Source organism: Tateyamaria algicola, from assembly GCF_047715485.1.
Classification (GTDB): domain Bacteria; phylum Pseudomonadota; class Alphaproteobacteria; order Rhodobacterales; family Rhodobacteraceae; genus Tateyamaria.
Genome location: NZ_CP180422.1, coordinates 2,056,026 through 2,082,152, shown reverse-complemented (window position 1 = coordinate 2,082,152; position 26,127 = coordinate 2,056,026). Strand labels below are relative to the sequence as shown.

Annotated in this window: 23 protein-coding genes and 2 pseudogenes; 7 read left to right on the top strand and 18 right to left on the bottom strand. The window is 60.6% G+C overall.

Translation table 11 applies throughout. The features are described 5' to 3' along the window. Window positions 1-19: 19 nt before the first annotated feature. Entirely contained in the window at window positions 20-2,719 is a 2,700-nt protein-coding gene (gene secA, locus ACMHLQ_RS12705) for a preprotein translocase subunit SecA (RefSeq protein WP_415405171.1), read from the bottom strand. A gap of 175 nt (window positions 2,720-2,894) precedes the next feature. On the opposite strand from secA, the gene ACMHLQ_RS12700 reads away from it, so the two are divergent. Genes ACMHLQ_RS12700 through mutT form a run of 3 tightly spaced genes read left to right on the top strand, consistent with a single transcriptional unit; the run spans window position 2,895 to window position 5,359 of the window. Continuing rightward, window positions 2,895-3,734, top strand: coding sequence for a peptidylprolyl isomerase (locus tag ACMHLQ_RS12700; RefSeq protein ID WP_415405170.1), 840 nt, complete (start codon window positions 2,895-2,897; stop codon window positions 3,732-3,734). Between the two features lie 3 nt (window positions 3,735-3,737). After that, a complete protein-coding gene (gene argJ / locus ACMHLQ_RS12695) occupies window positions 3,738-4,964 on the top strand; it encodes a bifunctional glutamate N-acetyltransferase/amino-acid acetyltransferase ArgJ (protein ID WP_415405169.1) in 1,227 nt (408 codons plus the stop codon). Continuing rightward, window positions 4,961-5,359 carry an 8-oxo-dGTP diphosphatase MutT gene (gene mutT, locus ACMHLQ_RS12690; RefSeq protein WP_415405168.1) on the top strand — a complete coding sequence of 133 codons (399 nt, stop codon included), beginning with the start codon at window positions 4,961-4,963 and terminating at the stop codon, window positions 5,357-5,359. The genes argJ and mutT overlap by 4 nt, the downstream gene beginning before the upstream one ends. 330 nt (window positions 5,360-5,689) lie before the next feature. Here mutT and infB read toward each other — a convergent pair whose 3' ends face one another. The 6 genes and pseudogenes from infB to pip form a co-directional block, all read right to left on the bottom strand. Further along, window positions 5,690-8,164 (bottom strand): translation initiation factor IF-2, encoded by a 2,475-nt coding sequence (gene infB / locus ACMHLQ_RS12685; protein ID WP_415405167.1) that lies wholly within the window; start codon window positions 8,162-8,164, stop codon window positions 5,690-5,692. Beyond that, window positions 8,151-8,791 (bottom strand): annotated as a pseudogene (locus tag ACMHLQ_RS12680) (RNA-binding protein). Before ACMHLQ_RS12680 ends, infB begins: the two are co-directional and overlap by 14 nt. 22 nt (window positions 8,792-8,813) lie before the next feature. Next, window positions 8,814-10,433: a transcription termination factor NusA gene (nusA, locus tag ACMHLQ_RS12675; RefSeq protein ID WP_415405166.1), complete on the bottom strand. Its 1,620-nt coding sequence runs from the start codon at window positions 10,431-10,433 to the stop codon at window positions 8,814-8,816. Further along, window positions 10,433-11,008, bottom strand: coding sequence for a ribosome maturation factor RimP (gene rimP / locus ACMHLQ_RS12670; protein ID WP_415405165.1), 576 nt, complete (start codon window positions 11,006-11,008; stop codon window positions 10,433-10,435). Before rimP ends, nusA begins: the two co-directional genes overlap by 1 nt. A gap of 136 nt (window positions 11,009-11,144) precedes the next feature. Then, window positions 11,145-11,921, bottom strand: coding sequence for an ABC transporter substrate-binding protein (locus ACMHLQ_RS12665; RefSeq protein WP_415405164.1), 777 nt, complete (start codon window positions 11,919-11,921; stop codon window positions 11,145-11,147). Then, complete coding sequence (pip, locus tag ACMHLQ_RS12660) at window positions 11,918-12,889, bottom strand: prolyl aminopeptidase (RefSeq protein WP_415405162.1); 972 nt, start codon at window positions 12,887-12,889, stop codon at window positions 11,918-11,920. Before pip ends, ACMHLQ_RS12665 begins: the two co-directional genes overlap by 4 nt. A gap of 49 nt (window positions 12,890-12,938) precedes the next feature. Here pip and ubiG point away from each other — a divergent pair, with 49 nt between their 5' ends. Continuing rightward, window positions 12,939-13,691 carry a bifunctional 2-polyprenyl-6-hydroxyphenol methylase/3-demethylubiquinol 3-O-methyltransferase UbiG gene (ubiG, locus tag ACMHLQ_RS12655; RefSeq protein WP_415405161.1) on the top strand — a complete coding sequence of 251 codons (753 nt, stop codon included), beginning with the start codon at window positions 12,939-12,941 and terminating at the stop codon, window positions 13,689-13,691. Here ubiG and ACMHLQ_RS12650 read toward each other — a convergent pair. From ACMHLQ_RS12650 to ACMHLQ_RS12635, 4 genes are read right to left on the bottom strand one after another with little or no spacing between them, the layout of a single operon-like run. Beyond that, entirely contained in the window at window positions 13,678-14,127 is a 450-nt protein-coding gene (locus ACMHLQ_RS12650) for a MarR family winged helix-turn-helix transcriptional regulator (protein WP_415405160.1), read from the bottom strand. The genes ubiG and ACMHLQ_RS12650 overlap by 14 nt on opposite strands. Before the next feature lie 5 nt (window positions 14,128-14,132). Further along, entirely contained in the window at window positions 14,133-14,963 is an 831-nt protein-coding gene (locus tag ACMHLQ_RS12645; protein WP_415405159.1) for a carbon-nitrogen hydrolase family protein, read from the bottom strand. Continuing rightward, window positions 14,964-15,221 carry a glutaredoxin 3 gene (gene grxC, locus ACMHLQ_RS12640; protein WP_415405158.1) on the bottom strand — a complete coding sequence of 86 codons (258 nt, stop codon included), beginning with the start codon at window positions 15,219-15,221 and terminating at the stop codon, window positions 14,964-14,966. Window positions 15,222-15,258: 37 nt separating this feature from the next. Then, a complete protein-coding gene (locus ACMHLQ_RS12635) occupies window positions 15,259-15,984 on the bottom strand; it encodes a ComF family protein (protein WP_415405157.1) in 726 nt (241 codons plus the stop codon). 21 nt (window positions 15,985-16,005) lie between these two features. On the opposite strand from ACMHLQ_RS12635, the gene ACMHLQ_RS12630 reads away from it, so the two are divergent. Together ACMHLQ_RS12630 and hemH are read left to right on the top strand one after the other, a co-directional pair. Further along, window positions 16,006-16,824: a methyltransferase domain-containing protein gene (locus ACMHLQ_RS12630; RefSeq protein WP_415405156.1), complete on the top strand. Its 819-nt coding sequence runs from the start codon at window positions 16,006-16,008 to the stop codon at window positions 16,822-16,824. A gap of 55 nt (window positions 16,825-16,879) precedes the next feature. After that, window positions 16,880-17,941: a ferrochelatase gene (hemH, locus tag ACMHLQ_RS12625; RefSeq protein WP_415405155.1), complete on the top strand. Its 1,062-nt coding sequence runs from the start codon at window positions 16,880-16,882 to the stop codon at window positions 17,939-17,941. 69 nt (window positions 17,942-18,010) lie between these two features. Here hemH and ACMHLQ_RS12620 read toward each other — a convergent pair whose 3' ends face one another. Then, entirely contained in the window at window positions 18,011-18,190 is a 180-nt protein-coding gene (locus ACMHLQ_RS12620) for a hypothetical protein (RefSeq protein ID WP_415405154.1), read from the bottom strand. A gap of 138 nt (window positions 18,191-18,328) precedes the next feature. After that, entirely contained in the window at window positions 18,329-18,922 is a 594-nt protein-coding gene (locus tag ACMHLQ_RS12615) for a L,D-transpeptidase (RefSeq protein WP_415405153.1), read from the bottom strand. A gap of 173 nt (window positions 18,923-19,095) precedes the next feature. Here ACMHLQ_RS12615 and ACMHLQ_RS12610 point away from each other — a divergent pair. Beyond that, a pseudogene (locus ACMHLQ_RS12610) lies at window positions 19,096-19,605 on the top strand (CAP domain-containing protein); the annotation flags it as partial. A 141-nt stretch (window positions 19,606-19,746) separates the two neighbouring features. Here ACMHLQ_RS12610 and ACMHLQ_RS12605 read toward each other — a convergent pair. From ACMHLQ_RS12605 to ACMHLQ_RS12585, 5 genes are all read right to left on the bottom strand, one after another. Further along, the gene (locus ACMHLQ_RS12605; protein WP_415405152.1) at window positions 19,747-20,244 is read right to left on the bottom strand and encodes a L,D-transpeptidase family protein; all 498 of its coding nucleotides are present in this window, start codon (window positions 20,242-20,244) and stop codon (window positions 19,747-19,749) included. 115 nt (window positions 20,245-20,359) lie between these two features. Further along, window positions 20,360-21,136: an ion transporter gene (locus ACMHLQ_RS12600; protein ID WP_415405151.1), complete on the bottom strand. Its 777-nt coding sequence runs from the start codon at window positions 21,134-21,136 to the stop codon at window positions 20,360-20,362. Between the two features lie 12 nt (window positions 21,137-21,148). Further along, the gene (locus tag ACMHLQ_RS12595; RefSeq protein WP_415405150.1) at window positions 21,149-22,378 is read right to left on the bottom strand and encodes a class I SAM-dependent RNA methyltransferase; all 1,230 of its coding nucleotides are present in this window, start codon (window positions 22,376-22,378) and stop codon (window positions 21,149-21,151) included. A 39-nt stretch (window positions 22,379-22,417) separates the two neighbouring features. Next, window positions 22,418-24,250, bottom strand: a complete 1,833-nt coding sequence (locus ACMHLQ_RS12590; RefSeq protein WP_415405149.1) for an ABC transporter ATP-binding protein — start codon at window positions 24,248-24,250, stop codon at window positions 22,418-22,420. Then, the gene (locus tag ACMHLQ_RS12585; RefSeq protein ID WP_415405148.1) at window positions 24,247-26,091 is read right to left on the bottom strand and encodes an ABC transporter ATP-binding protein; all 1,845 of its coding nucleotides are present in this window, start codon (window positions 26,089-26,091) and stop codon (window positions 24,247-24,249) included. Before ACMHLQ_RS12585 ends, ACMHLQ_RS12590 begins: the two co-directional genes overlap by 4 nt. Between the last annotated feature and the right edge of the window lie 36 nt (window positions 26,092-26,127).

Genomic DNA, 26,127 nt, shown 5'->3' with positions numbered 1-26,127 from the left:
CAGGAATGGGGCAGGCGGCCTAGGTCAGCCGCCCGTGACAATGCTTGAATTTCTTGCCAGAGCCACAGGGACAAGCCTCGTTTCGGCCAGGGTTGCCCCATGTGCTTTGATCGTTCTCGTCAAACCCGCTTTCGAGCGCTTCGGCAGTGGGGGCAGGCGGCGCGTTGTCTTCTGCCGTCTGCGTCACAGCCTGTTGCTGGGCGGCGATCTCGGCCAGCATGTCCTGCCGCTCTTCCTCTGTCATGGGACGGATCAGGGCAAGTTTCTGCGTCACCTCGGTGCGCAGACTGTCAAGCATCGCTTCGAACAACTGGAACGCTTCGTTCTTGTATTCGTTCAGCGGATCGCGCTGCGCATATCCGCGGAACCCGACGACCGAACGCAAATGCTCGAGGGTGAGCAGGTGCTCGCGCCACTTGCCATCAATGGCCTGCAGGATCAGCTGCTTTTCGATGCTGCGCATGTTCTCGGTGCCGAAGGCTTCGGTCTTTTCGGCCATCAGCTTGTCGCTGGCTTCGATCAGGCGCTCGCGGATCTGTTCATCATCCACGCCTTCTTCGTCGCACCACTCGATCACGGGGACATTCAGGCCCAGATGCTCGATCACCGCGGCATACAGGCCGTGGGTGTCCCACTGATCGGCATAGCTGCCCTGGGGCATGTACTTGTCGATCAGGTCATCCACCACTTCGTCGCGCATATCTGACGTGATTTCCGACAGATCCTCGGCTTCCATGATTTCGCGGCGCTGGCCAAACACAACCTTACGCTGGTCGTTCATCACGTCATCGAATTTCAAAAGTTGCTTGCGGATGTCAAAGTTGCGGCCTTCGACCTTGGCTTGCGCACGTTCGAGTGACTTGTTCACCCACGGATGGACAATCGCCTCGCCCTCTTCCAGCCCGAGCGTCTTGAGCACCTTGTCGAGGCGGTCAGAGCCAAAGATGCGCATCAGGTCATCTTCGAGGCTGAGATAGAAGGAGGTGCGGCCCGGGTCACCCTGACGGCCAGACCGACCGCGCAGCTGGTTGTCGATCCGGCGGCTTTCGTGGCGTTCAGAGGCCATGACGAACAAGCCGCCCGCTGCCAGCACCTTCTGCTTTTCGTCTTCGTGCTCTGCTTCGATCCGGCTGCGTACCTCTTCGGGGTCCACCTCGGGATCGGCAGTGATCGCCTCCAGCACTTTCATCTCGACGTTGCCGCCAAGCTGAATGTCCGTGCCGCGACCGGCCATGTTGGTGGCGATGGTCACAGCACCAAACTTGCCGGCATCGGCAATGATCTGCGCCTCTTGCTCGTGTTGGCGGGCGTTCAGAACGTTATGCTTGATCCCTTCGGCGCTCAGCATCTGGGCAAACATCTCGGACTTTTCGATGGAGGTCGTGCCGACCAGCACGGGCTGTCCCTTTTCGTGGGCGACCTTGATCTCGTCCACCATGGCTTTGTACTTTTCCTGCCCGGTGCGGAACACCTGGTCGTCTTCATCCACCCGCGCGATGGGCTTGTTGGTCGGCACTTCGACAACGCCCAGCCCGTAGATCTCGTTGAATTCTTCGGCTTCGGTGGCCGCTGTCCCGGTCATGCCTGCCAGCTTGTTGTAGAGGCGGAAGTAGTTCTGGAACGTGACCGAGGCGAGTGTCTGGTTCTCGGGCTGAATCTGCACGCCTTCCTTGGCTTCCAGCGCTTGGTGCAATCCGTCGGACAGGCGGCGGCCAGCCATCATGCGCCCGGTGAATTCATCAATCAGCACAACCTCGCCATCGCGGACAATGTAATCCTTGTCCTTGGCAAACAGCTTGTGCGCCCGCAGGCCCTGGTTGACGTGATGCACGATCGAGGTGCTTTCGGGATCATAAAGCGACGCCTCGGCTTCGATCAGGCCACGTGCGCGCAACTGCTCTTCGAGGAATTCGTTGCCTTCGTCGGTGAAGGTCACGTTCTTCTGTTTTTCGTCGAGGGTAAAGTGTTCGTCCTCGATCAGAGGAATGATCGCGTCGATGGTCACATACATCTCGGAACGGTCCTGAAGCGGACCGGAGATGATCAGCGGTGTCCGTGCCTCGTCGATCAGGATGCTGTCGACCTCGTCCACAATGGCGTAGTTGTGCCCGCGCTGCACCATCTGGTCGATGGACGGTTTCATGTTGTCGCGCAGGTAGTCGAACCCAAGTTCATTGTTGGTGGCGTAAGTCACGTCACAGGCATAGGCGTCGCGCTTGGCCTCTTCGTCCATGCCCGCGATGGCCACACCGGTGGTCAGACCCAATGCCCCGAACACCTTGCCCATCCATTCGGCATCACGCTGCACGAGGTAGTCGTTGACCGTCACGACATGCACGCCCTTGCCCGTCAGCGCGTTCAGGTAGCATGCAAATGTGGCTGTGAGGGTTTTACCTTCGCCGGTCTTCTGCTCGGCGATATTGCCCTGGTGCAGAAAGATAGCGCCAAGAAGCTGGGTGTCGTAGGCCCGCAGGCCCAGTGTCCGCTTGGCGGCCTCGCGGCAGTTCGCAAACGCTTCGGGCAGCAGATCGTCCAGGCTCTCTCCACCCATGGCCCGTTTGGCCAGCGCTTCGGTCTTGTCCTTCAGGCCTTCATCGCTCAGCGCCTCGAATTCGGGTTCCAGCGCGTTGATCTTTTCCACCAGGGGCCGCGTGCCTTTGACCTTGCGATCATTGGGGGTGCCAAACACCTTTTTGGTGAGTGTTCCGAAACCGAGCATGCGTTCTCCAGCCGATCAATTCATGTTGTGCAGCATCTGCTTGCCGGGCGCGCGCCAAGCCCATAGATACGGTGGGCAGAAACCGGCCCAGGCCGCGTCCATAGGGCGATGTAAGGGTCACGCCAAACCGTGTCAATGCGCGCGCCCGCCGTGCGCACAGCCCAAGGACTGATCCATGATGAAACGCCTCCTTTCCCTGCCTGTGCTTGGCTTTGTTGCCGCGATGGCCTTGCCTGCCTCGGCGCAGGACGCCAGCACCGTGGTCGCCACCGTAAATGGCACGGATATCACAATCGGACACATGATCGTAGCGCGGGCCACGCTGCCTGCCCAATTCCAGGAATTGCCCGATGAGGTCCTGTTCGAAGGTATCCTCGAACAGCTGGTGCAGCAGACCCTGCTGGCGCAAGCCTTTGAGGGCGAGCTGCCCGAACGCGCCAAGATTTCGCTTGAGAATGAAACCCGGTCGCTGACGGCCGGAGAGGAACTGGAGCGCCTGTTCGCAACGTCGATCACGCCAGAGGCGGTTCAGGCCGCATATGACGCACAGTTCGAAGGGGCGGAACCGACGCAGGAATACAACGCCTCCCATATCCTTGTTCCGACCGAGGAAGAGGCAAACGCCGTCAAGGAAACAATTGAAGGTGGCGCAGATTTTGCAGCCACCGCGCGCGAGAAATCGACCGGACCTTCTGGCCCCAACGGTGGGCAGTTGGGCTGGTTTGGAACAGGCGCGATGGTCCCCAGCTTTGAGGCGGCAGTGATCGCGCTTGAGGTGGGCGAGGTGTCTGACCCCGTTCAGACCCAGTTCGGCTGGCACGTCATCGTTCTGAACGAAACCCGCGTTCAGGAACGCCCCCCGCTCGAGCAGATGCGCGAAGAGTTGGAAGGCCAGGTTCGTGAAGAGGCGTTGACCGCCTATATCGGCGAACTGGAATCAGGCGCCGAGATCGACCAAAGCGGCGCGACCGGAATCGACCCGGCCCTGCTCAAAGATCTGACTTTGGTGGAATAATCCATGGCTGACACGTTGCCGCGGTCACCGCTCGCGCCAGAGCGGTTTCAAGACCTGCCCGTAATTGACGGTGTCTCCTTTGCCGCCGTGGCTGCGGGCGTACGTTATGCCGGTCGTCCGGATGTGATGCTGGCGGTGTGCGCCCCCGGCACCACGATTGCCGGTACGTTCACCAAGTCGGCCACCCGGTCTGCGCCGGTTCTGGACTGTCAGGTCAAGCTTGGGGGTCCGTCCGACAGTGGTGCGGCCATCCTCGTGAACGCTGGCAATTCCAACGCCTTCACCGGGCGCAATGGGCTTGCGGCTGTCGAGGCCATCGTACAAGCCACCGCCGCTGCAACCGACCTGCCCGCTGCCCGCGTGTTCACCGCATCCACTGGTGTCATTGGCGAGCCGCTGCCGTTTGAACGGATCACGGGCAAGCTGGCCGAATTGGTAGACGGTTTGTCGCCTGCTGATATGGCAGACGCAGCGCAGGCCATCATGACCACGGACACCTATGCCAAGGGCGCATCGTCCGAGTGCACCGTTGATGGGAAAACCGTGCGCATTGCGGGCGTGGCCAAGGGCAGTGGCATGATCGCCCCCGACATGGCGACAATGCTTGTCTACATCTTTACCGACGCCGTTGTGGAGCAAGGCGCGCTGCAGGCGATGACATCCCGCCTGTGCGACAGCACGTTCAACTGCATCACGGTCGACAGCGACACCTCCACGTCCGATAGCCTGCTTGTCGCGGCAACCGGGGCCAGCGGGGTAGAGGCCACCGACAACGCGGCTTTCGAAGAGGCATTGGGTTCGGTCATGCTTGACCTGGCACACCAAGTGGTCCGCGACGGTGAGGGAGCAACGAAGTTCGTCGAAATCACCGTCACCGGCGCTGTCGATGCGGCAAGCGCCAAGGTGCACGGGCTGTCCATCGCAAACTCACCGCTCGTCAAAACCGCGATTGCGGGCGAAGACCCCAATTGGGGCCGCGTTGTCATGGCCGTAGGCAAATCCGGCGCCCCCGCCGACCGGGACACGTTGTCCATCTGGTTCGGGGATGTGCTGGTGGCAGAAAACGGTTGGGTCAGCCCCACCTATGACGAAGCGGACGCCGCAGCGCATATGAAAAACGATCACATCCGTATTCGTGTGGATTGCGGAATGGGTACTGGGGCCGCAACCGTTTGGACCTGCGACCTGACCCACGGATACATCGACATCAACGCGGACTACCGGTCGTGAAGGTTGTCCTTGTTTCCGCGGTTGCACTGATTGACGTGGACGGCCGCGTCTTGCTGGCGCAACGGCCCGAAGGCAAGTCGATGGCGGGCCTTTGGGAATTCCCCGGCGGCAAGGTCGAGGCTGGCGAAACACCCGAGGTGGCACTGATCCGCGAGTTGGAGGAAGAGCTGGGGATCAACACGTGGGAATCCTGTCTCGCACCGCTCACCTTCGCAAGCCACAGCTACGATGACTTTCACCTTCTGATGCCGCTGTTTGCCTGTCGCAAGTGGGAAGGTGTACCGCAATCGCGCGAAGGTCAGACGTTGAAGTGGGCGAAACCAACCGAACTCAGGTCTTATCCAATGCCAGCGGCAGATATTCCGCTGATCCCGATCCTGCGTGATTGGCTATAATCTCACCGGTTGCACGTTTTTTTGCGCACATTTGGTAACATTTCGATGACATTGTTGATGACTTATTAACCAATCCGCGTACATTGTCAGTACAACTTCTTTTTTGGGGAGGAAGGTTATGCTGAGAACGATCGCTTTGGGCACTTCAATCTTGGTTCAAGGTTTCTATGTGAAAACGCTGCCGGATGGTCGGATGACAGTACGGGTGGACGGAGCTCACTACTCTGGAACGCCGGTATCACAATCTGCCTGAAAGTCGGTGTAGTACCGATTACGCAAAAGGGGACGGTTTTCACCGCCCCCTTTTTTTGTTGCTTAATGCCGTAAAAATCAGTCCAGCGAACGGGTGATTTCTTCGCGCTCGAAGATCTCGATCACATCCTTGGGACGGATGTCGTCGTAGTTATCAAAGGCCATACCGCATTCCTGACCCGACTGAACCTCGGCCACTTCATCCTTGAAGCGCTTGAGCGTTTTCAGTGTGCCCTCGTGGATAACCACGTTGTCGCGCAGCAGACGTACACCAGCGGATCGACGAGCCACACCTTCCGTAACCAGACAGCCCGCAACCTTGCCAACGTTGGACACCTTGAAGACCTCTTTGATCTCGGCGTAGCCGATAAAGGTCTCGCGGATCTCGGCGCTCAGCAGGCCTGACGCAGCAGCTTTCACATCGTCGACAAGGTCATAGATAACCGAGTAGTAGCGGATTTCGACGCCCTTCTGGTTCGCCGTATTCCGTGCCGATGTGTTGGCACGCACGTTAAAGCCCATGATGGGCGCCTGGCTGGCTTCGGCCAGACCCACGTCGGTTTCGGTGATCGCACCAACGCCCGAGTGCAGCACGCGTACACGCACCTCATCGTTGCCGATCTTCTCCATCGCCTGAACGATGGCCTCGGCAGAGCCCTGCACATCAGCCTTGACCAGGATCGGCAGCTCGCTGACATTCTCGTCCGCCTTGGCGTTCGCCATCAGCTGTTCGAGGGTCGTCGCCGCACCGGCCGCCGCGCGTTTGTCCTTGGCCGCTTTCTCGCGGTACTCGGCAATCTCACGCGCCTGTGCTTCGGTTTCGGTCACGTTCAGAACGTCACCCGCTTCGGGTGTGCCGTTCAGGCCCAGAACCTCGACGGGCACGGATGGCCCGGCCTCTTTCACACGCTCGCCCTTGTCGTTGATGAGGGCACGGACCTTACCGTACTGCTCACCCACAACAAAGATGTCGCCCTGGCGCAGTGTCCCGGTCTGAACCAGAACGGTGGCGACCGGACCACGACCCACGTCAAGCTGCGCCTCGATCACGGCACCTTGGGCGGCGCGGTCGGGGTTGGCTTTCAGTTCCAACAGTTCGGATTGCAGCGCAATCGCCTCGAGCAGCTCATCCAGACCCTGGCCGGTAATGGCAGACACTTCGACGTCCTGCACTTCACCCGACATCTTCTCGACGATGACTTCGTGTTGCAGCAGGTCGGTGCGCACCTTGTCCGGGTTGGCGGCAGGCTTGTCGATCTTGTTGATCGCCACGATCATCGGCACTTCGGCCGCCTTGGCGTGGTTGATCGCCTCGATCGTCTGGGGCATCACGGCATCATCCGCCGCAACCACCAGAACAACAATGTCCGTCACCTGTGCACCGCGCGAGCGCATCGAGGTGAAGGCCGCGTGGCCGGGTGTATCGAGGAACGACAGCAGCGCGCCGCTTTCGGTTTGTACCTGGTAGGCACCAATGTGCTGGGTAATGCCGCCAGCCTCGCCCGCGACGACCTTCGCATCCCGGATCGCATCCAGAAGCGAGGTTTTGCCGTGGTCGACGTGGCCCATGATGGTGATGACCGGCGGGCGTGGCTGCAGATCGTCTTCTGCGTCCACAACTTCCTTGATCACGTCCTCGACGTCCGCATCAGAGACGCGCTGCACCTTGTGCCCGAACTCTTCGATGATGAGTTCGGCGGTATCTGCGTCGATGGTCTGGTTCTGTGTCACCATCATGCCCATCTGCATGAGGGATTTCACAACATCGCCCACACGCTCGGCCATACGGTTGGCGAGTTCAGAGACGACAATCGCCTCGGGCAGGTTGACGGTGCGCGTGACCTTTTCACGCTCGACCGAACCACCCATGGCTTTTTGGCGGGCACGCTCCTGCTTGCGCTTCATCGCGGCCATGGACCGCTGGCGGCCACCTTCACCACCAGACAGCGCCTGGTTCAGGGTCAGCTTGCCGGATCGGCGACCATCGTCGCCACCCTTGCCGCGGGTGTTGCGCTGGTCGCGCTCGCGGTCCTGCTTGCGCGGGGCGGCAGCAGGCGATTGTGTCTGACGCGGAGCGGCCTTGGCAGGTGCCTCAGCAGGCGCAGCAGCGGCAGCCTGGGCGGCAGCAGCGGCTTCGGCAGCCTTGCGGGCATCCTCTTCGGCCTTGGCCTTGAGGCTTTCCTCGCGCTCTTTCTCTTCGCGCTCCTTGGCCTCGATCTCGGCCCGGCGGCGCTCGCGTTCTTCCTCGCGCGCCTTCTCGGCAGCAGCGCGCTTTGCGGCTTCCTCGACTTCACGCGACTTGGCGGCCTGAACGGCCTTCAGACGACGATCCATTTCGGCATCGGTGATTCCCGCTGGGCGACGGCTTGGGTCACCGCCAGCCGCACCCGTTCCCGCAGGCTTGGCCGCCCCGGGTTTGGGCACCACGACCCGCTTTCGTTTCGTTTCGACGACGACATTCTTGGTCCGTCCGTGGCTGAAACTCTGTTTCACATTGCCAGGACGTGCGCCGCTGCGCAGACCCAATGTCTTTTTTCCGTCAGTATCGCTCAAAGCTCGTCAATCCTTCCCGGCGGCCGATGCCACCGTATTTTCACGCACGCCGCGTAAACGGTTGGCTTCCTCTACAACACGTTGCGTGAGTCCACCAGAGGCGAGCGCCCCATGTATCACAGTTTGGCGTCCGAACGCCAAACCCAACTCATCCGCTGTCAGCCAGCCGATGTAAGTTCCAAAATGCGGCGTGCTCAGCTTGGACTTGCCACGCCCAGACCCATCCACCGCTTGTATCAGGACTTGGGCCTCTTCCATCTGAAGCCAGCCTTTGACCTTTTCATATCCGGCCACCGCACGGCCCGACTTGCGCGACAGGGCGATCAGATCAATCACCCGGCGTGCCAATTGCCGCTCGACCTCGTTCGTAAGGTCCCCAGGGACTTGCACTGGTTGCTTGGCGCCCCGTGCAAACAGTTTTTTTGCCACGGCCTTGTCCAGCGCGGCGCGATCCGCTGCCACATATATACCACGGCCCGGCAGCTTGCCTGCAATGTCAGGCACAATCTGCGCATCCGGGCCCACAACGAAACGGATCAGCCCGTATTTCGGCTGCACCTCGCCCGTGGCAATGCACTTGCGCTCAGGTCCATCCGACCGATCCTTTGAGGCGCCACCGCGTCCCATTAGGCTGCCCCGAGGCCTGAAATCAGGCCCCGGTCTCCTCGGTTGTTTCACCGTCTTCTTCTTCGGCTTCCTCAGCCTCCAAATCCGCCGGATCGACCCAACCCAAAAGGATACGTGCGGTCATCACCAGTTGCTGTGCCTCTTCCAATGACACATCGAAGGGTTCCAGAACGCCGTCATCCTTGTGACGCTCGCCGTCAACAGTGGTCCAACCACCGGCCAGTTCCCAGTCCGCGCATGTTGCAAAATCTTCGAGGGTTTTGACGTCATCTTTGGCCAACGCCTCAATCATTTGGGGTGTGAGCCCATCAAATTCAATAAGGCTGTCCTCGGCACCCAGCGCGCGGGCATTTTCGAGTGCAGCCTTGGCCGCCGCTTCGAGCACGTCGCGGGCACGGGCCTGCAACTCTTGCGCGGTGCCTTCGTCCACGCCGTCGATGACCAACAACTCGTCCAACTCGACGTAAGCGACCTCTTCGAGGTTGGTGAACCCTTCGGACACCAGCAATTGGGCAAAGAATTCGTCGAGGTCCAGGTTGTCCATGAACAGCTTGGTGCGTTCTTCGAATTCGGCCTGACGGCGGGCCGATTCGTCGGCCTCTGTCATGATGTCGATGTCGAGGTTGGTCAGCTGGCTGGCCAGACGCACGTTCTGACCGCGGCGACCGATGGCGAGGGACAGTTGTTCCTCCGGAACCACAACTTCGATCTTGCCCGCTTCCTCGTCCAGAACCACCTTGCTAACCTCGGCAGGCTGCAACGCATTCACAAGGAAGGTCGGCTGATCCTCATTCCACGGAATGATGTCGATCTTTTCGCCCTGCAGCTCGTTCACAACGGCCTGCACACGAGATCCGCGCATACCGACGCAGGCCCCAACGGGGTCGATGGAACCGTCATAGGAAATCACGGCAATCTTGGCGCGCGAGCCGGGGTCGCGGGCGACCGCCTTGATCTCGATAATGCCGTCATAGATTTCGGGCACTTCCATCTTGAACAGCTCGGCCATGAATTCGGGCGCGGTGCGGCTCAGGAAAATCTGCGGGCCGCGCTGTTCGCGGCGCACGTCCTTGATGTAGCAGCGGATGCGGTCATTGGGGCGATAGGATTCGCGGCCGATCTTTTCGTTGCGGCGCAGGATCGCTTCGCCCGCGCCCACATCGACGATGACGTTGCCGTATTCCTCGCGCTTGACCAGCGCATTGATGATGGTGCCTGCGCGGTCCTTGAACTCTTCGAACTGGCGGTCGCGTTCGGCTTCGCGCACCTTTTGCAGAATCACCTGCTTGGCGGACTGTGCCGCAATCCGGCCCATCTCGACCGGGGGCACTTCCTCGACAAAGGTGTCACCGATCTCGGGGTTTTCCATATACTGCTTGGCCTGTTCGACGGTGAACTCGGCCTGATAGTTTTCCAGCAACTCTTCCTCGACCACGGTGCGCACACGGGTGAAGGTCGCGCGGCCCGTCTTGCGGTCAATCGACACGCGAATGTCCATTTCAGCGCCGTAACGCGACTTGGCCGCCCGGGCGAGCGATTCTTCCATCGCTTCGATGACCAGCGCCGGGTCGATCATCTTTTCGCGGGCAACAGCCTCGGCGGTTTGCAACAGCTCAAGCTGGTTTGCGGATGTAATGGCCATCAGTTGTCCTCCTCAGACCCTTCGGTCTCGATCTCGTCAAAATCTGTTTCTTTCAGCACACCCGCGGCTTTGCGCTGGCGCAGCATTTCCTTGATCAGCTCATCGGTGAGGACGAGTTTCGCGTCGCTCAACCAATCGAACTTCAGACCAATCGTGCCCTCGGCCACGTTGATCAGCACTTCGTCATCCTCGACGCCTGCCAGAATGCCCTTGAAGCGGCGGCGGCCATCGATCAGCTCGTCCGTTTCCAGCTTGGCCTCGTACCCTTCGAACATGTCAAAGTCCTTGAGGCGGGTCAGGGGGCGGTCGATGCCCGGGCTCGACACTTCGAGCGTGTAGGCATCCAAAATCGGATCCTCGACATCCAGTGTCGCGCTGACGGCGGTCGAGATGGCGGCGCAATCATCGACCTCAATCCCGCCCTCGGGCTTGTCGGCCATGATCTGCAACGTTGATTCCTTACCGCTCATCAGCCGCACGCGCACCAGCTCATAGCCCAGATCCTCGATCACCGGGGTGATGATCTCGGCCAGGCGGCGGTCGATGGCGGCTTTGGCAATCAGGTCGTTGTTCATATCGTCCTACATGTGGAACGGGCACAAAAAAACGGGCGCGCGGCCCGTTGATGTTTCCCGGTGGAGCGTCGGGTGTGGACCCCAGCGCGCCGCTGTTGAAGGGCGTATACGCATGTGCCCCCGAGTCTGCAAGCCCTCAGGCCATCCACCACCGTTCCGCCATGCGCAGATTGTCCAGCGGCCATGCTTTTCCAACTGTCAAAGGCACGGAAATAGCGCGGCCCGCGATATGAGTCGTGGTGTGCCCGTCGGGCAAGGATTGGAAATCACGCGGATCGGCATAGGCGTCCAAGGCCACCACATCTGCCACGTCCACAAGCCCGTCGCGCAACGCCTCGGCGCGCACGGCATCCGCGCTGAAATGGACAAACTCGACACTGTCGAACCAACCGGCATCCTGTTTCCAGTGCTGATCAACGCGGGTGGCGATAAAGTGGCGGCCGGTGTCCAGCTTTTGCACCTCGTACAGACCTGTGCCTGATCCGGTATCCGAGCGCAGTTCGTAGCCCGGATGGGCCAGCAGATAAGGCAGGTTGGGATTGGGTGCGTCCAACACGATCTCGACCGTGTGCGTGTTGATCACCTCAATACTCAAGGGCAGGTTTTGGAGCGAGGCCGCGTCGAATGGCGACCCGTCGTGAAACGTCACGCCCTCGCGCAGGGTGAACCGCCAGCGCCGCGCATCTGCATCGGATGACCACGCTGTTGCCAACTCACCGCGCAAGGTACCATCCGCGCCAATCTCGGTCAGGTTGTCATAGACCGTGCTCGTCACCGCCTGATCGAACAGATCTTCCGACAGTGCGGCGCGCAAACGCCCGCCCCGTTGGGGTGTTGCCGACACGCCTGTCGCCGCGAGCAAGGCTGCGGCGGCACCAGATGCAAAGAGGGCGCGGCGGTCGATCCGGGTCATTTTCCTGCGATCCTGTCCATGGTGCGCACCAGTTCAGCCGAAATGCCGGGCTCAGACAAGGCATGACCGGCATTGCGGATCATTTTCAGATCGCTATTGGGCCACGTCTTGGACAAGGCATAAGCGCTGTCGGGCGGGCAAATCATGTCATAGCGGCCCTGCACGATCGTGCCCGGAATGTGCTTGATCCGGCCAGCATGGGCAAGGATCTGGCCGTCGAACTCCAGAAAACCCGCATTGGTGAAATAGTGATTCTCGAGCCTTGCAAAGGCGCGGGCGTAATCCCCCGGCGCCTCACCCCCGGCCCCGGTCGAATGGATCGAGGCCAGTGCATTTTCCCAAGCCGACCACGCGCGGGCAAATCGGATTTCCTGCGCCACATCCCCAGAAAACAGCCGCCGGTTATACGCGCCTATCAGATCGCCGCGCTCGTCCTCCGGCACGATCCCTTCAAACCGCGCCCAGACCTCGGGCCAGAATTTGCCGGCACCGCCGCCGTAGAACCAATCCAGCTCGGACTGCGTCATCAGGAACACGCCGCGCAGCACCAGATGGCGTACACGCGCCGGATGCGCTTGCGCATAGATCAACGCCAACGTCGCGCCCCAGCTGCCGCCAAAGACGATCCACGCGTCAATCTCGAGCGTGCGGCGGATCATCTCGATATCATCGACCAGGTGCCAGGTGGTGTTGTTCATCACAGAGGCATGCGGGCGCGAACGTCCACACCCGCGCTGATCGAACAGAATCACACGGTAGTGTTCGGGATCGAAATAGCGGCGCATCGCCGGGCTGCACCCGCCACCGGGGCCGCCGTGCAGCACGATGACGGGGATGCCACGCGGATTGCCGCACTGTTCCACATAGACGCGGTGACCCTGTCCCACGTCCAGCATGCGTTGGTCGTAAGGGTCGATGGGCGGATACAGATATTGCACCGCGCGCTTTTGATCACTGTGTTTGTCCATTACTGACCTACATAGGGCTTAAGACGCACATGAGCATACGGAGACCGAAATGCAAACGCATCAAACCACCGTTGACCCATCAGAAATCGCTAAATTCGAGGCGATGGCTGCCGAATGGTGGGATCCGAACGGAAAGTTCAAGCCCCTGCACATGCTGAATCCATGCCGGTTGGACTATATCACCAGTCAGATCGCAGCCGAATTTGACCGTGATTTGACCGGTCCAGACCCCTTTGCTGGTCTGCGCATTCTGGACATCGGCTGCGGCGGTGGCCTGCTGGCCGAACCCATGGCGCGACTGGGCGCAGATGTTGTTGGCGCGGACGCGGCAGAGCGGAATATTCCCGTGGCCCAGGTCCATGCCGAACAGTCAGGGCTGACCATCGATTACCGCCACACCACGGCCGAAGACATGGCCGCCGCAGGCGAACAGTTCGACGTCGTGCTGAACATGGAGGTTGTCGAACATGTCGCTGATCCTTTGGGCTATCTGACCGCTTGCCAGCAATTGTTGAAACCCGGCGGGCTGCACATCTGCTCGACCCTCAACCGAAATCCCAAATCCTACATGATGGCGATCATCGGGGCGGAACACGTGATGCGCTGGCTGCCCAAGGGCACGCATGAATGGTCGAAATTCATCACGCCGGACGAGCTGTTCGAGTTGATGAGCAATGCGGGCCTCACCCCTGTCGATCGCAAGGGGTTCGTGTTCAACCCTCTGACATGGGCGTGGAAACTGTCAGATACCGATCTGAGCGTGAACTACGTGACCGCCAGCCTCAAACCTACTCAGGCTTGACCGGACCCATCTTGGTCCGCAGTTCCCGCAAGATGGGCAGGGTCGCGCGCACGCGATCCTCGCCCAGGGAATCGATCACATCACCCACCATGGGGGCAATCGCGCTTAGCGCCTGTTCGCGGGCGCGCCGCCCTGCGGGGCTGATCGCGACCATCTTGCGGCGCGCGTCGTCCCAATCCGGGCGAATGTGCACATAGCCCGACCATTCCAGCCGATTGAGCGTGTTGGTCATGGCCCCGCGGGTGACGTTGAACGCCTCGGCCAGTTGCGCGGGGCTACGCTCACCCTCGTGCCAGGCTAGATGGTTGAGAACGGAAAAGTGGGAAATCTCCATGCCCTTGGGCAACACGCGGCTGAGCCGGTTGCGCACCATCTGGTCCGCTGCCAGCACCTCGCTAAAAAGCGAAATCGCCAATGCGTTTTTCTCTGTGCTCATTCACCTTAGGGGCCCTCGAACGGGCGCGCATTGTCCCGTGCAGGGATGCGTCTGCGCGCCTCGGCCACCTTCTCCACGTCGAGATCGAAGATATAAACGCCGGGCGCCGTCCCTGCGTCAAGCACGACCTCGCCCCATGGATCGACCGCCAGGCTGTGCCCGAAGGTCTGGCGTTTCTTCTCTGTCCCGCCGGGATGCGTGCCTGTCTGGGCGGGGGCCAGCACCCATGCCCCGGCCTCTATGGCGCGCGCACGCAGCAGACTGTGCCAATGGGCCGCACCCGTGACACGCGAAAACGCCGCCGGGTAGGTCAGGATACGCGCCCCCGCGCTCACCAAGGCGTCCGCCAATCTGGGAAAGCGCATGTCGTAACAGACGGCCATGCCCACGGGCGCAAAGGACGCCAGCGCCAGAACGGCCTGGTCACCCGGTCGATAGTTGGCGGACTCGGTGAACGTCTCGGTGTTCGAAATTGCGACATCGAACATGTGGATCTTGTCATAGCGCGCCAGCACGTCGCCATCCGGCCCGATCAGGAACGAGCGGTTGGCAAAGCGGCCATCCGCATCCCCGGTCTTGAGCGCAAGCGAACCGATCAGCAGATGGATACCCAGTTCAGCCGCAAGATCGCGCAGCGTCGACAAGGTGACATCATCCTCTTCAAAGGCGAGCACCTGCGTCTGATGCGTGCGGCTGTTGCTGACGCAGTTCGTGACCTCGGGGGTGAGGACAAATTCCGCGCCCATATCAAACGCCTCGCGCACCATCTGGACCGTCCGTGGCAAGTTCGCCACCGGCTCGTCCGACGAGGTGAGTTGCAGCAGCGCGGTTTTCATTCAGGCGGCCAGCAGGCTGTCGAGCTTGCCCGCACGTTCCAGCGCAAAGAGATCGTCACAGCCGCCCACATGCGTGTCGCCGATGAAAATCTGCGGAACAGTACGGCCCCCATTGGCGCGCTGGATCATCTCGGGCTTGCGGTCGGGCTGCTTCAGCACGTCGACCTCGGAATACTCCACACCCTTTTCATTCAGCAGGCGCTTGGCAGCGTGGCAAAAGCCACACAGCGGTGACGTATAGATTTCCACAGGTTTCATGTGCCTGGTCCTTTCGGCAAATCGCGTTTGCCCAGACTTAGGTGTCTTTGACAGCCCGCGCCAGTACTGTCACGCACACCTGATCTGCACCGGATGCACGACATGCCTCGGCACAGGCGGCGAGTGTGGCCCCGGTGGTCATCACGTCATCGACCAGCAGAACAGGCCTGTTCTGGATGCGGTGACGGCGCCGCGCATTCACACGGATCGCGCCTGACAGGATTTCGGCACGCGCGTTTCTGGATTTCCCATCCAGCGACGGGGTGCGCCGCGTGCGCTCTAGCAAATCCGCGCACCAATCCAGCCCGGTCAGATCCGACAATTGCCGGGCGATGAGGGCCGACTGATTGTACCGCCGCTTGGCCAGCCGCAGCCAATGCAGCGGAACCGGGGCGATCAGCGTGTCCTTGGTCAGAACATCCTGGGCCGCCATGCTGATCCAACCCGCCGCAGGGCGCGCGATTTCCTGGCGATCTCCGTGTTTGAGCGACAGCACCATTTTGCGCCCCATCCCGCTGTAAACGAGGGCCGCGCGCCCGTGATCCCACGGTTTGGGCGCTTTCAGGCAGGCATCGCAGTGCACGACATCCTCGCCCACAATGCCAGGCAACGGTGTGCCGCAGCCATCGCAGGCGGCCCCGCCGATGAACGCGGTCTGCCCCCAACATCCGCCGCACAGACCGAAATCGCTATCAACAGTCGATCCGCAACCCAAGCAGCGCGGAGGGTAGATGGCCGCCAGTGTTGTTTGTAATAGACCCATGCGCCACCTATCCTGAGACCTATGAACCAGCCCGCACCCCTGACCGATCTGCACGCCCTTGCCCGCAACCGTGCCCGCGCGGACGAACCCGCCCTGTTTCTGCAACATGCGGCCCGGGATGAGGTTGAGGATCGGCTGGTGATGGTTAACAAATCCTTTCAGACGCCGGGAATTGTCGCTGCCTATCCGTCACTGTGGCAGGATCGCATCGCGGGTGCGCGCATCGTGGCAGAGGCCGAGACGCTGCCCCTCGCACCATCCCATCACGATGTGGTGATACACAGCCTTGGGCTGCACTGGGCGAACGACCCCGTGGGGCAACTCATCCAATGCCGCCGGGCGTTGAAGCCTGACGGGCTGTTGCTTGCCGTGGCCCTTGGTGGTCAAACGCTGCACGAGTTGCGCAGCTGCCTTGCCGAAGCGGAAGTGGCCGTGCGCGGTGGTCTATCGCCACGGGTCGCCCCGATGGCCGAAGTGCGGGACCTCGGGGCCTTGCTGCAACGGGCCGGTCTGGCGTTGCCAGTAGCGGATTCGGTGCCATTGCGCGCGCAATACAAATCAATGTGGCATCTGATGCGTGACCTGCGCGCCATGGGCGAGACAAATGCAATGGCCGCACGGCTGCGGACCCCAACGCCGCGCGCCGTCCTGGATCGGGCGGCAGAGATCTATGCCAAAAGCTTTCCCGGCACCGATGGGGGGATCATCGCAACCTTCGAATTGATTGTGCTGACCGGGTGGGCACCAGATGCCAGCCAACCCAAACCCCTACGCCCGGGGTCGGCACAGGCCCGGCTTGCCGATGCCCTTGGGTCGGACGAAACGCCGCTGCCAGATTGACCTGCACCTAAAACCGTTTATCTGAGGCCTACTGACCAACAGGAAAACGCCAGATATGCTTGATACCAGCAAAACCGCAGTCCGCCCCGAGCATGCCGCCGATGACCATCCGGCCATCCCGCCCGCGCGCGTTGGCATCTTGCTGGCCAATCTGGGCACGCCGGACAACTACGACTATTGGTCGATGCGGCGCTACCTGAATGAATTCCTGTCCGACAAGCGGGTGATCGACTACAGCGCGTGGGTCTGGCAGCCGCTGTTACAACTGATCATCCTGACCAAGCGCCCATTTTCATCCGGGGCGGCCTACAAATCCATCTGGAACCACGAGGCGGGCGAGAGCCCCCTGATGACGATCACCAAGGATCAGACCGCCAAGATCAAGGCGGGCATGCATGCCCGCTACGGCGACCAGGTGATGGTTGATTTCTGCATGCGTTACGGCAACCCATCGACCAAGTCCAAGGTTCGCGAGATGGTCGAGGCAGGGTGCCAGAAGATCCTGTTTTTCCCGCTTTACCCCCACTATGCCGGGGCCACATCGGCCACTGCGAATGACGAATTCTTTCGCGCCATGATGCTGGAAAAGTGGCAGCCGACAACGCGTACGGTTGAGCCCTATTATCAGCATCCCAAGTATATCGAGGCCTTGGCCCAATCCATCGAACGTGCCTATGGCGCGATGGAAACGCGGCCCGACATCCTCGTTTGTTCGTATCACGGTGTGCCGATTCGCTACCTGATGGAAGGCGATCCCTATCACTGTCAGTGCCAGAAAACGACGCGCCTGCTCAAGGAGCGGCTGGGCTGGGCGGACACGGATATCAAGACGACATTCCAGTCCAAATTCGGCCCCGAAGAGTGGCTACAGCCCTATACGGTGGAAGAGGTCGCGCGGCTGGCTGAAGCTGGCAAAAAGAACATCGCCGTATGTGCCCCGGCCTTCTCGGCCGACTGCATCGAGACGCTCGAAGAGATCAACGAAGAGATCAAGGAAAGCTTTGAGCACGCGGGCGGTGAACACTTCACCTACATTCCCTGCCTCAACGATGATGACGCGCATATCGAAGCATTGAACACAGTGATCGAAGAGAACCTCAAAGGCTGGCTTGACTGACCCAAGCCCTGCCGAAACGAAAAAAGGCGGCACATCAGTGCCGCCTTTTTAGTTTTAAAATTCCGTCAATTAGTCGGAAACGGCTGCAGCAACCAGAACAAGCAGCAGCAGGGGCAGGATGATGCCGCCCGACGAGCTTGTTGTTTCTTCAACGATGACAGGTGCCTCGATGATTGGTTCGGCAGGAGCGCCGGCAAATGCAGTCGAAGCAGCAGCAGTCAGAGCAGCAGCGAGAACGAGTTTTTTCATAGTAACCTCCAAATTAGCGCGCCAGCAAACATAGCTGGAACGCACCCAAGACTTACCTCGTAGCTCTGTGTAAACAGCAATCCCGTGAGATTGCAAACCATGTTTCAGAGGGTTAGCCGCCGATCCGCTGCAATGTCGTCAAATTAGCAACACTTGTGTGCCGACTTTCGCCATCTCGTACAGCTCTTCGATATGCTCGTTGTACAGACCGATACAGCCGTTCGACGATTTGCGCCCAATCTTGCGCGTATCGTGGGTGCCGTGGATGCGATAATAGGTCCAGCTGAGGTGCAGCGAACGGGAGCCCAGAGGGTTTGCAGGGCCCGGGCCGATATAGTCGGGCCATTCGGGGTTCCGCTTTTTCATGGACGGTGTCGGACGCCAGTCGGGCGACGGATCCTTGAGAATCACACGGGTACGGCCGCGACGGGTCAGATCGTCGGTCAGCGGAACACTGGATGGATAGAGCTTGTAGATCGTTTGCTCCTGGTTCCAGTAATGCACCGCACGGCTGTCGATATCGACCAGGATCGCACCATTCTGCAAGTTGTCAAAATAGGGCTGCCAATCCAGCGTGCGAAAGCTGGAAATGTTGCGACGCACGGTCTGGGACGGGTCACGCGACGCTTGGCCAGCGGCGATATTCTGTGCGATCGCGGGTGTCCCCAACAGCGCTGCTGAACCGGCCAAAAAGGCGCGGCGGCTAGGTGTGACAAATGATTTCTTGGACATTGAATGCCTCTCCAAAGGTGTGGTCCTGCCAGTGCGCCAGACAATATTGCGCGAAAGACGCACTCGCAAATCAAACAGATGTCATCACGCAGCTTCACGCCGATGTGCGTTTGTAATGCAACGCGCGACGGGCTATCGAGACTTTTGAACAACAACAGTGATGTGCAGGACCCATGCGTTTATTCTCGTTTCTTCTGGTTGGCCTTCTGGCACTGGCCGCATGCACGCCAACACAAGCACCCACAGTTGGCGAAGACGGTCGCCCCCTTCCCAAACTGTACCGAATTCGCGGCAATGACACGGCCAAGCTGCAGTTCCGTATGCTGGATTCGGTCAATGCCCTGCGCAGCGCGCAAGGCGCTTCCGCGGTTCAACTGAACCCGCAACTGAACGCCGCCGCGGCCACCCATGCACGCGACATGTCCTTGCAAAACCGGCCCTGGCACTTTGGATCGGACGGCTCATCGCCCATCGACCGCCTGGCGCGCGTTGGCTACAAGGGCAGCCTTGTCGGCGAAAACATCTCGGAAACCTACGAGACCGAACTTGAGACGCTGGCGGCATGGATGGAACAGCCCGATACACGGCGCACGATCCTGTCCCCGCAGGCAGGCGACATGGGATTTGCGTGGTTCCAGGAATCCAACGGCAAGATCTGGTGGACCATGGTGATGGGCAACCCCAACAACGCGCCACTGATTCCCGCGGCCAACCCGTCGGCCTCGCGCCTCGTGCCCGAGATCGAAGAGAACACCGACGCCACCGCAGTGGACGAGACCGAAGAAGACATCGTGATCATCACGACGACTCCGGCGACCTAAGAGTTAGGGATTGATCTGGATCGGGGTGCCGTTGCGCACCATCGCATAGACATCTTCCATCTCGCGGTTGGTAACCGCGATACAGCCCCACGTCCAATCCTCGGTCCCTTTCTTGAAGGGGCTGGAATTGCCGTGAATAAAGATATCTCCGCCCGGCGGTTTGCCCAGCGCCGCCGCCTCGGCCCGGTCGCGTTCGTTGGGATAGGAAATGCCGATCGACAGGTGAAACTTGCTGTTGGGATTGCGGCGGTCAATGATGTACGTGCCTTCGGGCGTCTTGCCATCACCCTCGTAGAACTTGTCGCCAATCGGAGCAAAACCGAGGTCGATCTCGTAATCCTTGAGCACCTTGTCATGGTGCAAAAGATACATCTGCCGCGCCTGTTTGTTGACGACGACATAGGTCACTTCGGGGCCGCGATAGGTTTTGAACTTGCTTTGGGTGCACGCGCCGAGGCCCAAGGCCGCAGCGCCGCCCATCATAAGATGTCTGCGCTTCATTGAAATCCTGTCCCGCTCGGGTGGTTTTTTGTAATTGGCAATGAAATACCATCAATTGCCTGATGTGGCATAGATTGATTTTACATCGCGCCGATCACCAGCGCGTGATCGTGGCTTAGGGGTCGCGCTTGTCCAGCTTGGCCTCGATCGCCTCAAGGCGCTGCATCACCGCATCGCGGTAGCTGTCCGTGGCCGCATTCGTTTCCTCGGCATGGGCATCCTGCATCGAATTCACGATCAGACCAACGAGCAGGTTCACCACAGCAAAGGTGGTGACCATGATGAAGGGCACAAAGAACATCCAGGCATAAGGATACACCTCCATCACCGGGCGCACGATCCCCATCGACCAGGATTCAAGCGTCATGATCTGGAACAGCGAGTACGCGCTGAGGCCCAGATTGCCGAACCAGTCGGGAAAGCTGGCGGCGAACAGCTTGGTCGCCATCACCGCACCGATGTAGAAAATCAGCGCCATCAACAGGAACACGCTGCCCATGCCGGGCAGGGCGGTCACAAACCCCTCGACCACGCGGCGCAGGCGTGGCGCGACCGAAATGACGCGCAGCACCCGCAGGATGCGCAGGGCCCGCAGCACCGACAGGCCACCCGCACTTGGCACAAGCGCGATGCCGACAATCACAAAGTCAAAGATGTTCCAGCCATTGCGAAAAAACGCAAAGCGATAGGCATAAAGCTTGGCCAGGATTTCGATCACGAAGATGGTCAGACACAGCCGATCAATCATGATGATCAGCGGGCCTGCAAACTCCATGGCCGGCTTTGACGTCTCCAACCCCAACGTGATCGCATTCACAATGATAACGGCTATGATCAGATTGCTGATGCGGTCGCTTTCCAGAATTGCGGCCAGACGGGTACGGTTGAACATACGTGCGCTCCTTTAGACCCGCATATGGTCCAACTGGAACGCACCGACAAGTTCCACATGCGATGACCAGCGGAACTGGTCCACAGGTTGCACCCAATCGAGCACATATCCAGCATCGCACAGGGTTTTGGCATCACGCGCAAAGGTTTGCGGATTGCAGGACACATGCGCAATGCGGGGGATGCGGGCCTGCGCCAGTTCGGCGATTTGCGCCGCAGCACCCGCGCGCGGCGGATCGATGACGGCGGCATCAAACCGGGCCAGTTCGTCCGGCAGCATCGGACGACGGAACAGGTCGCGGGCCACGCCGGTCACCCGCTTGAGGCCCTGCGCCTGCCGCCATCCGGCGTCCAATGCGTCAACCATTTCCCGTGCCCCCTCGACAGCCGTCACTTCGGCCTGTTCCGCAAGCGGCAGGGCAAAGGTGCCGCACCCGGCAAAGAGGTCGATTACCGATTTGGCAGAGCCCACGATATCCGCCACCAAATCCGTCAACACCTGCTGCCCATGGGCGGTGGCCTGCAGGAATGCGCCCGGCGGTGGCACAACGCGGGCACTGCCCATCCGCTGCGCGGGCGGCTCGCGCATACCGATCAACTCGTCATCCCAGGTCAGGCGCGCCAGTCGAAACGCCTCGCATTGCGCGGCCAGGGCGATGCGGAGCGGCCCATCCAGCGGCTTGCCCCCGGTCACGGCCACATCCAGCCCCTCAAGGCTTTCAGTAACGGTGACGCTTAGCGGCCCCTTGCGGCTGGCGCCCGCTATGGCGAGCGCTTCGGCCATAGGCGGAATGGCGGCAAGGGCAGGGGTAACCAGAATGCAGGACGGGACAGGAATGATCGCATCGGATTTGCGCGCATGAAACCCGACCATGGCACCCTTCTTGGTGCGGCGCGCGGCAAACGTCGCACGGCGGCGGGATCGGTCCGGCGAGGTGATCGTCGGACGCACATCCGTCTCGACACCTTGCACCTGCAACGCAGTGGCCACGATGTCGCGTTTCCATAGCGCAACAAAGTCGTCGCTGGCATGCTGCACCTGGCACCCGCCACAGGATTTGAAATGTGGGCAGGGCGCGGAAACGCGGTCCGCCGAGGGGGTCTCGATCCGTGCGTCGATCAGGGTGTCGCCCTCAACCGTCCCGCTCACCACTTCACCGGGCAAGGTCAGCGGCACAAATAGCGGGCCTTGCGCCACGCCGTCGCCCTGCTGGCCCAGCCGTTCTATTGTCACTGTTGTCATGCGGTCCGGGGTAACCGCCCCGACGCGCGGGCAAAAGCCCTATTCCGCAGCCTTGGTGCTGATGAAGCCCCCCGATTGGCGCTGCCAGTAACGCGCATAGAGCCCGCCCTTGGCCAAAAGCGTGTCATGCGACCCTTCCTCGACGATCCGACCGGCATCCATGACGACGATGCGATCCATCTCGGTCAGCGTCGACAAGCGGTGTGCGATGGCAAGGACGGTCTTGCCCTCCATCACGCGGGTCAGGGCCGTCTGGATCGACGCCTCGACCTCGCTATCAAGCGCGCTGGTGGCTTCGTCCAATACAAGGATCGGCGCGTCCTTGAGGATAGCACGGGCCAGCGCGATCCGCTGACGTTGCCCGCCCGACAGTTTCACACCGCGCTCGCCCAGATGCGCCTCGTATCCCTTGCGGCCCTTGTGATCCTGCAGATCCAGGATGAATTCATGCGCCTCGGCCTTTTTTGCCGCCGCGATCATGTCGTCTTCGCTCGCATCCGGGCGACCATACAGGATGTTGTCACGGGCCGACCGGTTGAACATCGCCGTTTCCTGCGTGACCATCCCAATGTTGCCGCGCAGGCTGTCCTGGGTGACGTCGCCGATGTCCTGCCCATCAATCAGAATGCGCCCTGTTTCCGCCTTGTAGAGACGCAAAAGCAGGGATACGAGCGTCGATTTCCCCGCACCCGAGGCACCTACGATCCCAACCTTTTCCCCCGGTTTCACGGTCAGCGAAATACGCTCGATCCCGCCAGTCTGACGGCCATAGCTGAACCCCAACTGATCAAAGGTGATCTCGCCCCGCACCTGCGACAGGGCCGGGGCATCGGGTGCATCCTCGACCCGCGTGCGGGGTGTCAGGGTGCGCATCCCATCCTCGATCTCGCCCACATTGGAATAGATCGCCATCAGCGTGAAACTGACCCATCCGGTCATCTGCGCGATGCGAATGGCGATGGCGCCCGAGGCCACGATATCACCGGGCGACGCCAGACCGCGCTGCCACATGAGGATCGTTCCACCCAGCAGAAAGACAGGCAGCAACCCCGCAAGCGCCATCAGCGAAAACCGGAACCCCGCAGACAGAATGCCGAAATCCACGGCTGTCTTGCGAAACGCGCCCATCGAATGCAGCGCCGCCTGATCCTCGTGATCGTCATGGGCAAACAGTTTGACCGTCTTGATGTTGGTGATGGTGTCGACAACCTGGCCGGACACCATCGCCCGCGCGGCAGCCCGCGCAGCCGACCGTTTGCGCACACGCGGCATATACCAGCGGATCAGGGCGAAATAGGCGACGAGCCACAGGCCAAACCCCAGCGCCACGCGCCAGTCAATCGCAAGCAGCAAGATCACCGAACCGATCAACGACGCCAGCGCAAAGGCCACAACGTTGATGAACTCCGACACCACATCTGTAACCGCCCGCGCCGCCTGCATCTGCTTTTGCGCAATGCGACCTGCAAAATCATCGTCAAAAAAAGTAACCGACTGGCCCAGCGTCCAACGATGCAGCCGCGACAGCACCAAAGGGTTCACATTGGGTTGCACGATGATTGCATTGGTCGCAGCACTCAGCCCGAACAGGATCGGCCGGGCGATTAGGAAAAACACCAGCGCTCCGACAACCAGCCACAGATTGCTGACAGAAAAGAACCCATCGGGGCCCAGCGCAACAGTGGCATCAATCACACGGCCCAGGATCAGCGCCGTGCCCGCCTCCATCGCGCCCGCGGCCGCCGAACAGAACGCGGCCAACCACAGCGCGGGCCACGCGCCGGACAGACACCAGCGCAAAAACGGCCACAGTTGTGTCGGCGGTGGCCCCTCGGCGCGGCGGAACGCATTGATCCAGTCGGAAATGATCACTCAGCAGCCTCGGTATCGGTTGCGATGAACCCGCCGGATTGGCGTGCCCAGAACTCCGAATATAGTCCGCCCCGCGCCAAAAGCGCGTCGTGGCTGCCATCCTCGACGATTTTTCCGTCATCCAGCACAAGGATGCGATCCATCTGTGCGATCGTGGACAGCCGGTGCGCAATGGCGATCACGGTCTTGCCCTCCATCATCTGGTAAAGCGTGTCCTGGATCGCGGCTTCGACTTCGGAGTCCAGCGCGCTTGTCGCCTCGTCCAGCACAAGGATCGGCGCGTTCTTGAGGATCACCCGCGCAAGGGTCACCCGCTGACGCTGACCGCCCGACAGTTTGACGCCGCGCTCGCCCACTTGCGCCTCGTATCCCTTGCGGCCCTGTGGATCGACCAGGTCGAGGATAAAGTCATGGGCCTGCGCCTGCTTGGCGGCCTCGATCATCTGCTCTTCGGTGGCGTCGGGACGGCCATAGAGGATGTTGTCGCGCACCGAACGGTGCAACAGCGAACTGTCCTGCTGCACCATCCCGATGTTCAGGCGCAGACTGTCCTGGGTCACATGGGTGATGTCCTGCCCGTCGATCATGATCCGACCGCTTTCGGCGTCATAGAACCTGAGCAGCAGCTTGACCAAGGTCGACTTGCCCGCGCCCGAGCGCCCGACGAGGCCAACCTTTTCGCCGGGCCGGATCGTCGCGTTGATCGCGGCCAATCCACCACTGCCCCGGCCATAGTGGTGGGTCAGATGATCCAGTACGATTTCGCCCTGATCCATCTGCAAGGGTTTTGCATCTGGCCGGTCAACCAAGGTGATCGGCTGGGCGATGGTTTCCATCCCTTCGGCGACGACTCCAAGTTGACGGAAAAACGTGGTCAACGCCCACATGATCCAGCCCGTCATCGCGTTCAGGCGCAGGGTCAATGCAGTGGCCGCAGCCACCACGCCCACACTCGCCGCGCCCTGGCTCCAGAGCGCGATGGACCAGCCCACGACTCCGACAATCAAAAGGCCATTCAAGGTGACCAGCACAACATCCATGATGGTGTACAACCGCATCTCGGCGATGAAGGTCGTGCGCGTCAGCTCGATCGCTTCCTTGGCGTAGGTCAGCTCGTTGTCGTGATGCGCAAACATCTTGACCGAATGAATGTTGGTATAGGCGTCCACGACACGACCGGTCGTTGTCGACCGTGCGTCCGACGCCGCCTGCGACGCAGGGCCAACCCGTTTCACTGTCCACGCAATCAGGCACATGTAGGCCGCAAACCAGATGGCGAGCGGCAGCAGCAACCGACTGTCGGCCACGGCCAGCAGGACAGCCGCCCCGATCAGGTAGGCGAGCGCAAAGGAAATCGCGTCAAACACCTGAAACACGACCTCGCCCGCAGCGGGCGGCGTCTGCATGATCCGGTTCGCAATACGCCCGGCAAAGTCATTCTCGAACCAGCCAACCGACTGACGCAAAACATGTTTGTGCGACCGCCAGCGGATCAGCGTGCCAAAGTTCGGCAGGATTGTGTTGTTGAGCAGCAGCACATCAAAGGCCTGCAACAGGGGCCGGACCAGCAGGATCAGGATACCAACCACGATCACTTCGGTCCCGTGATCGCGCCAGAAAACTTCCGGCGAAGACCCCAACAGATCAACCACACGACCCATGTAATAGATCAGGCCAACCTCGATACCCGCCACGATGACAGACATCACCGCAGCAAGGGCAAACACCTTGACGAAGGGGCGGGAATAGTCGCGCAGAAACGGCCACAGCCGGGTCGGTGGCGTGTCGCTTTCGGGGTAGGGCGTATACGGGTCGACAAGCGTTTCAAAGAACTTGAACATGGGGGTATCCGTAGAAATGTAGTGCAACATGTGCGT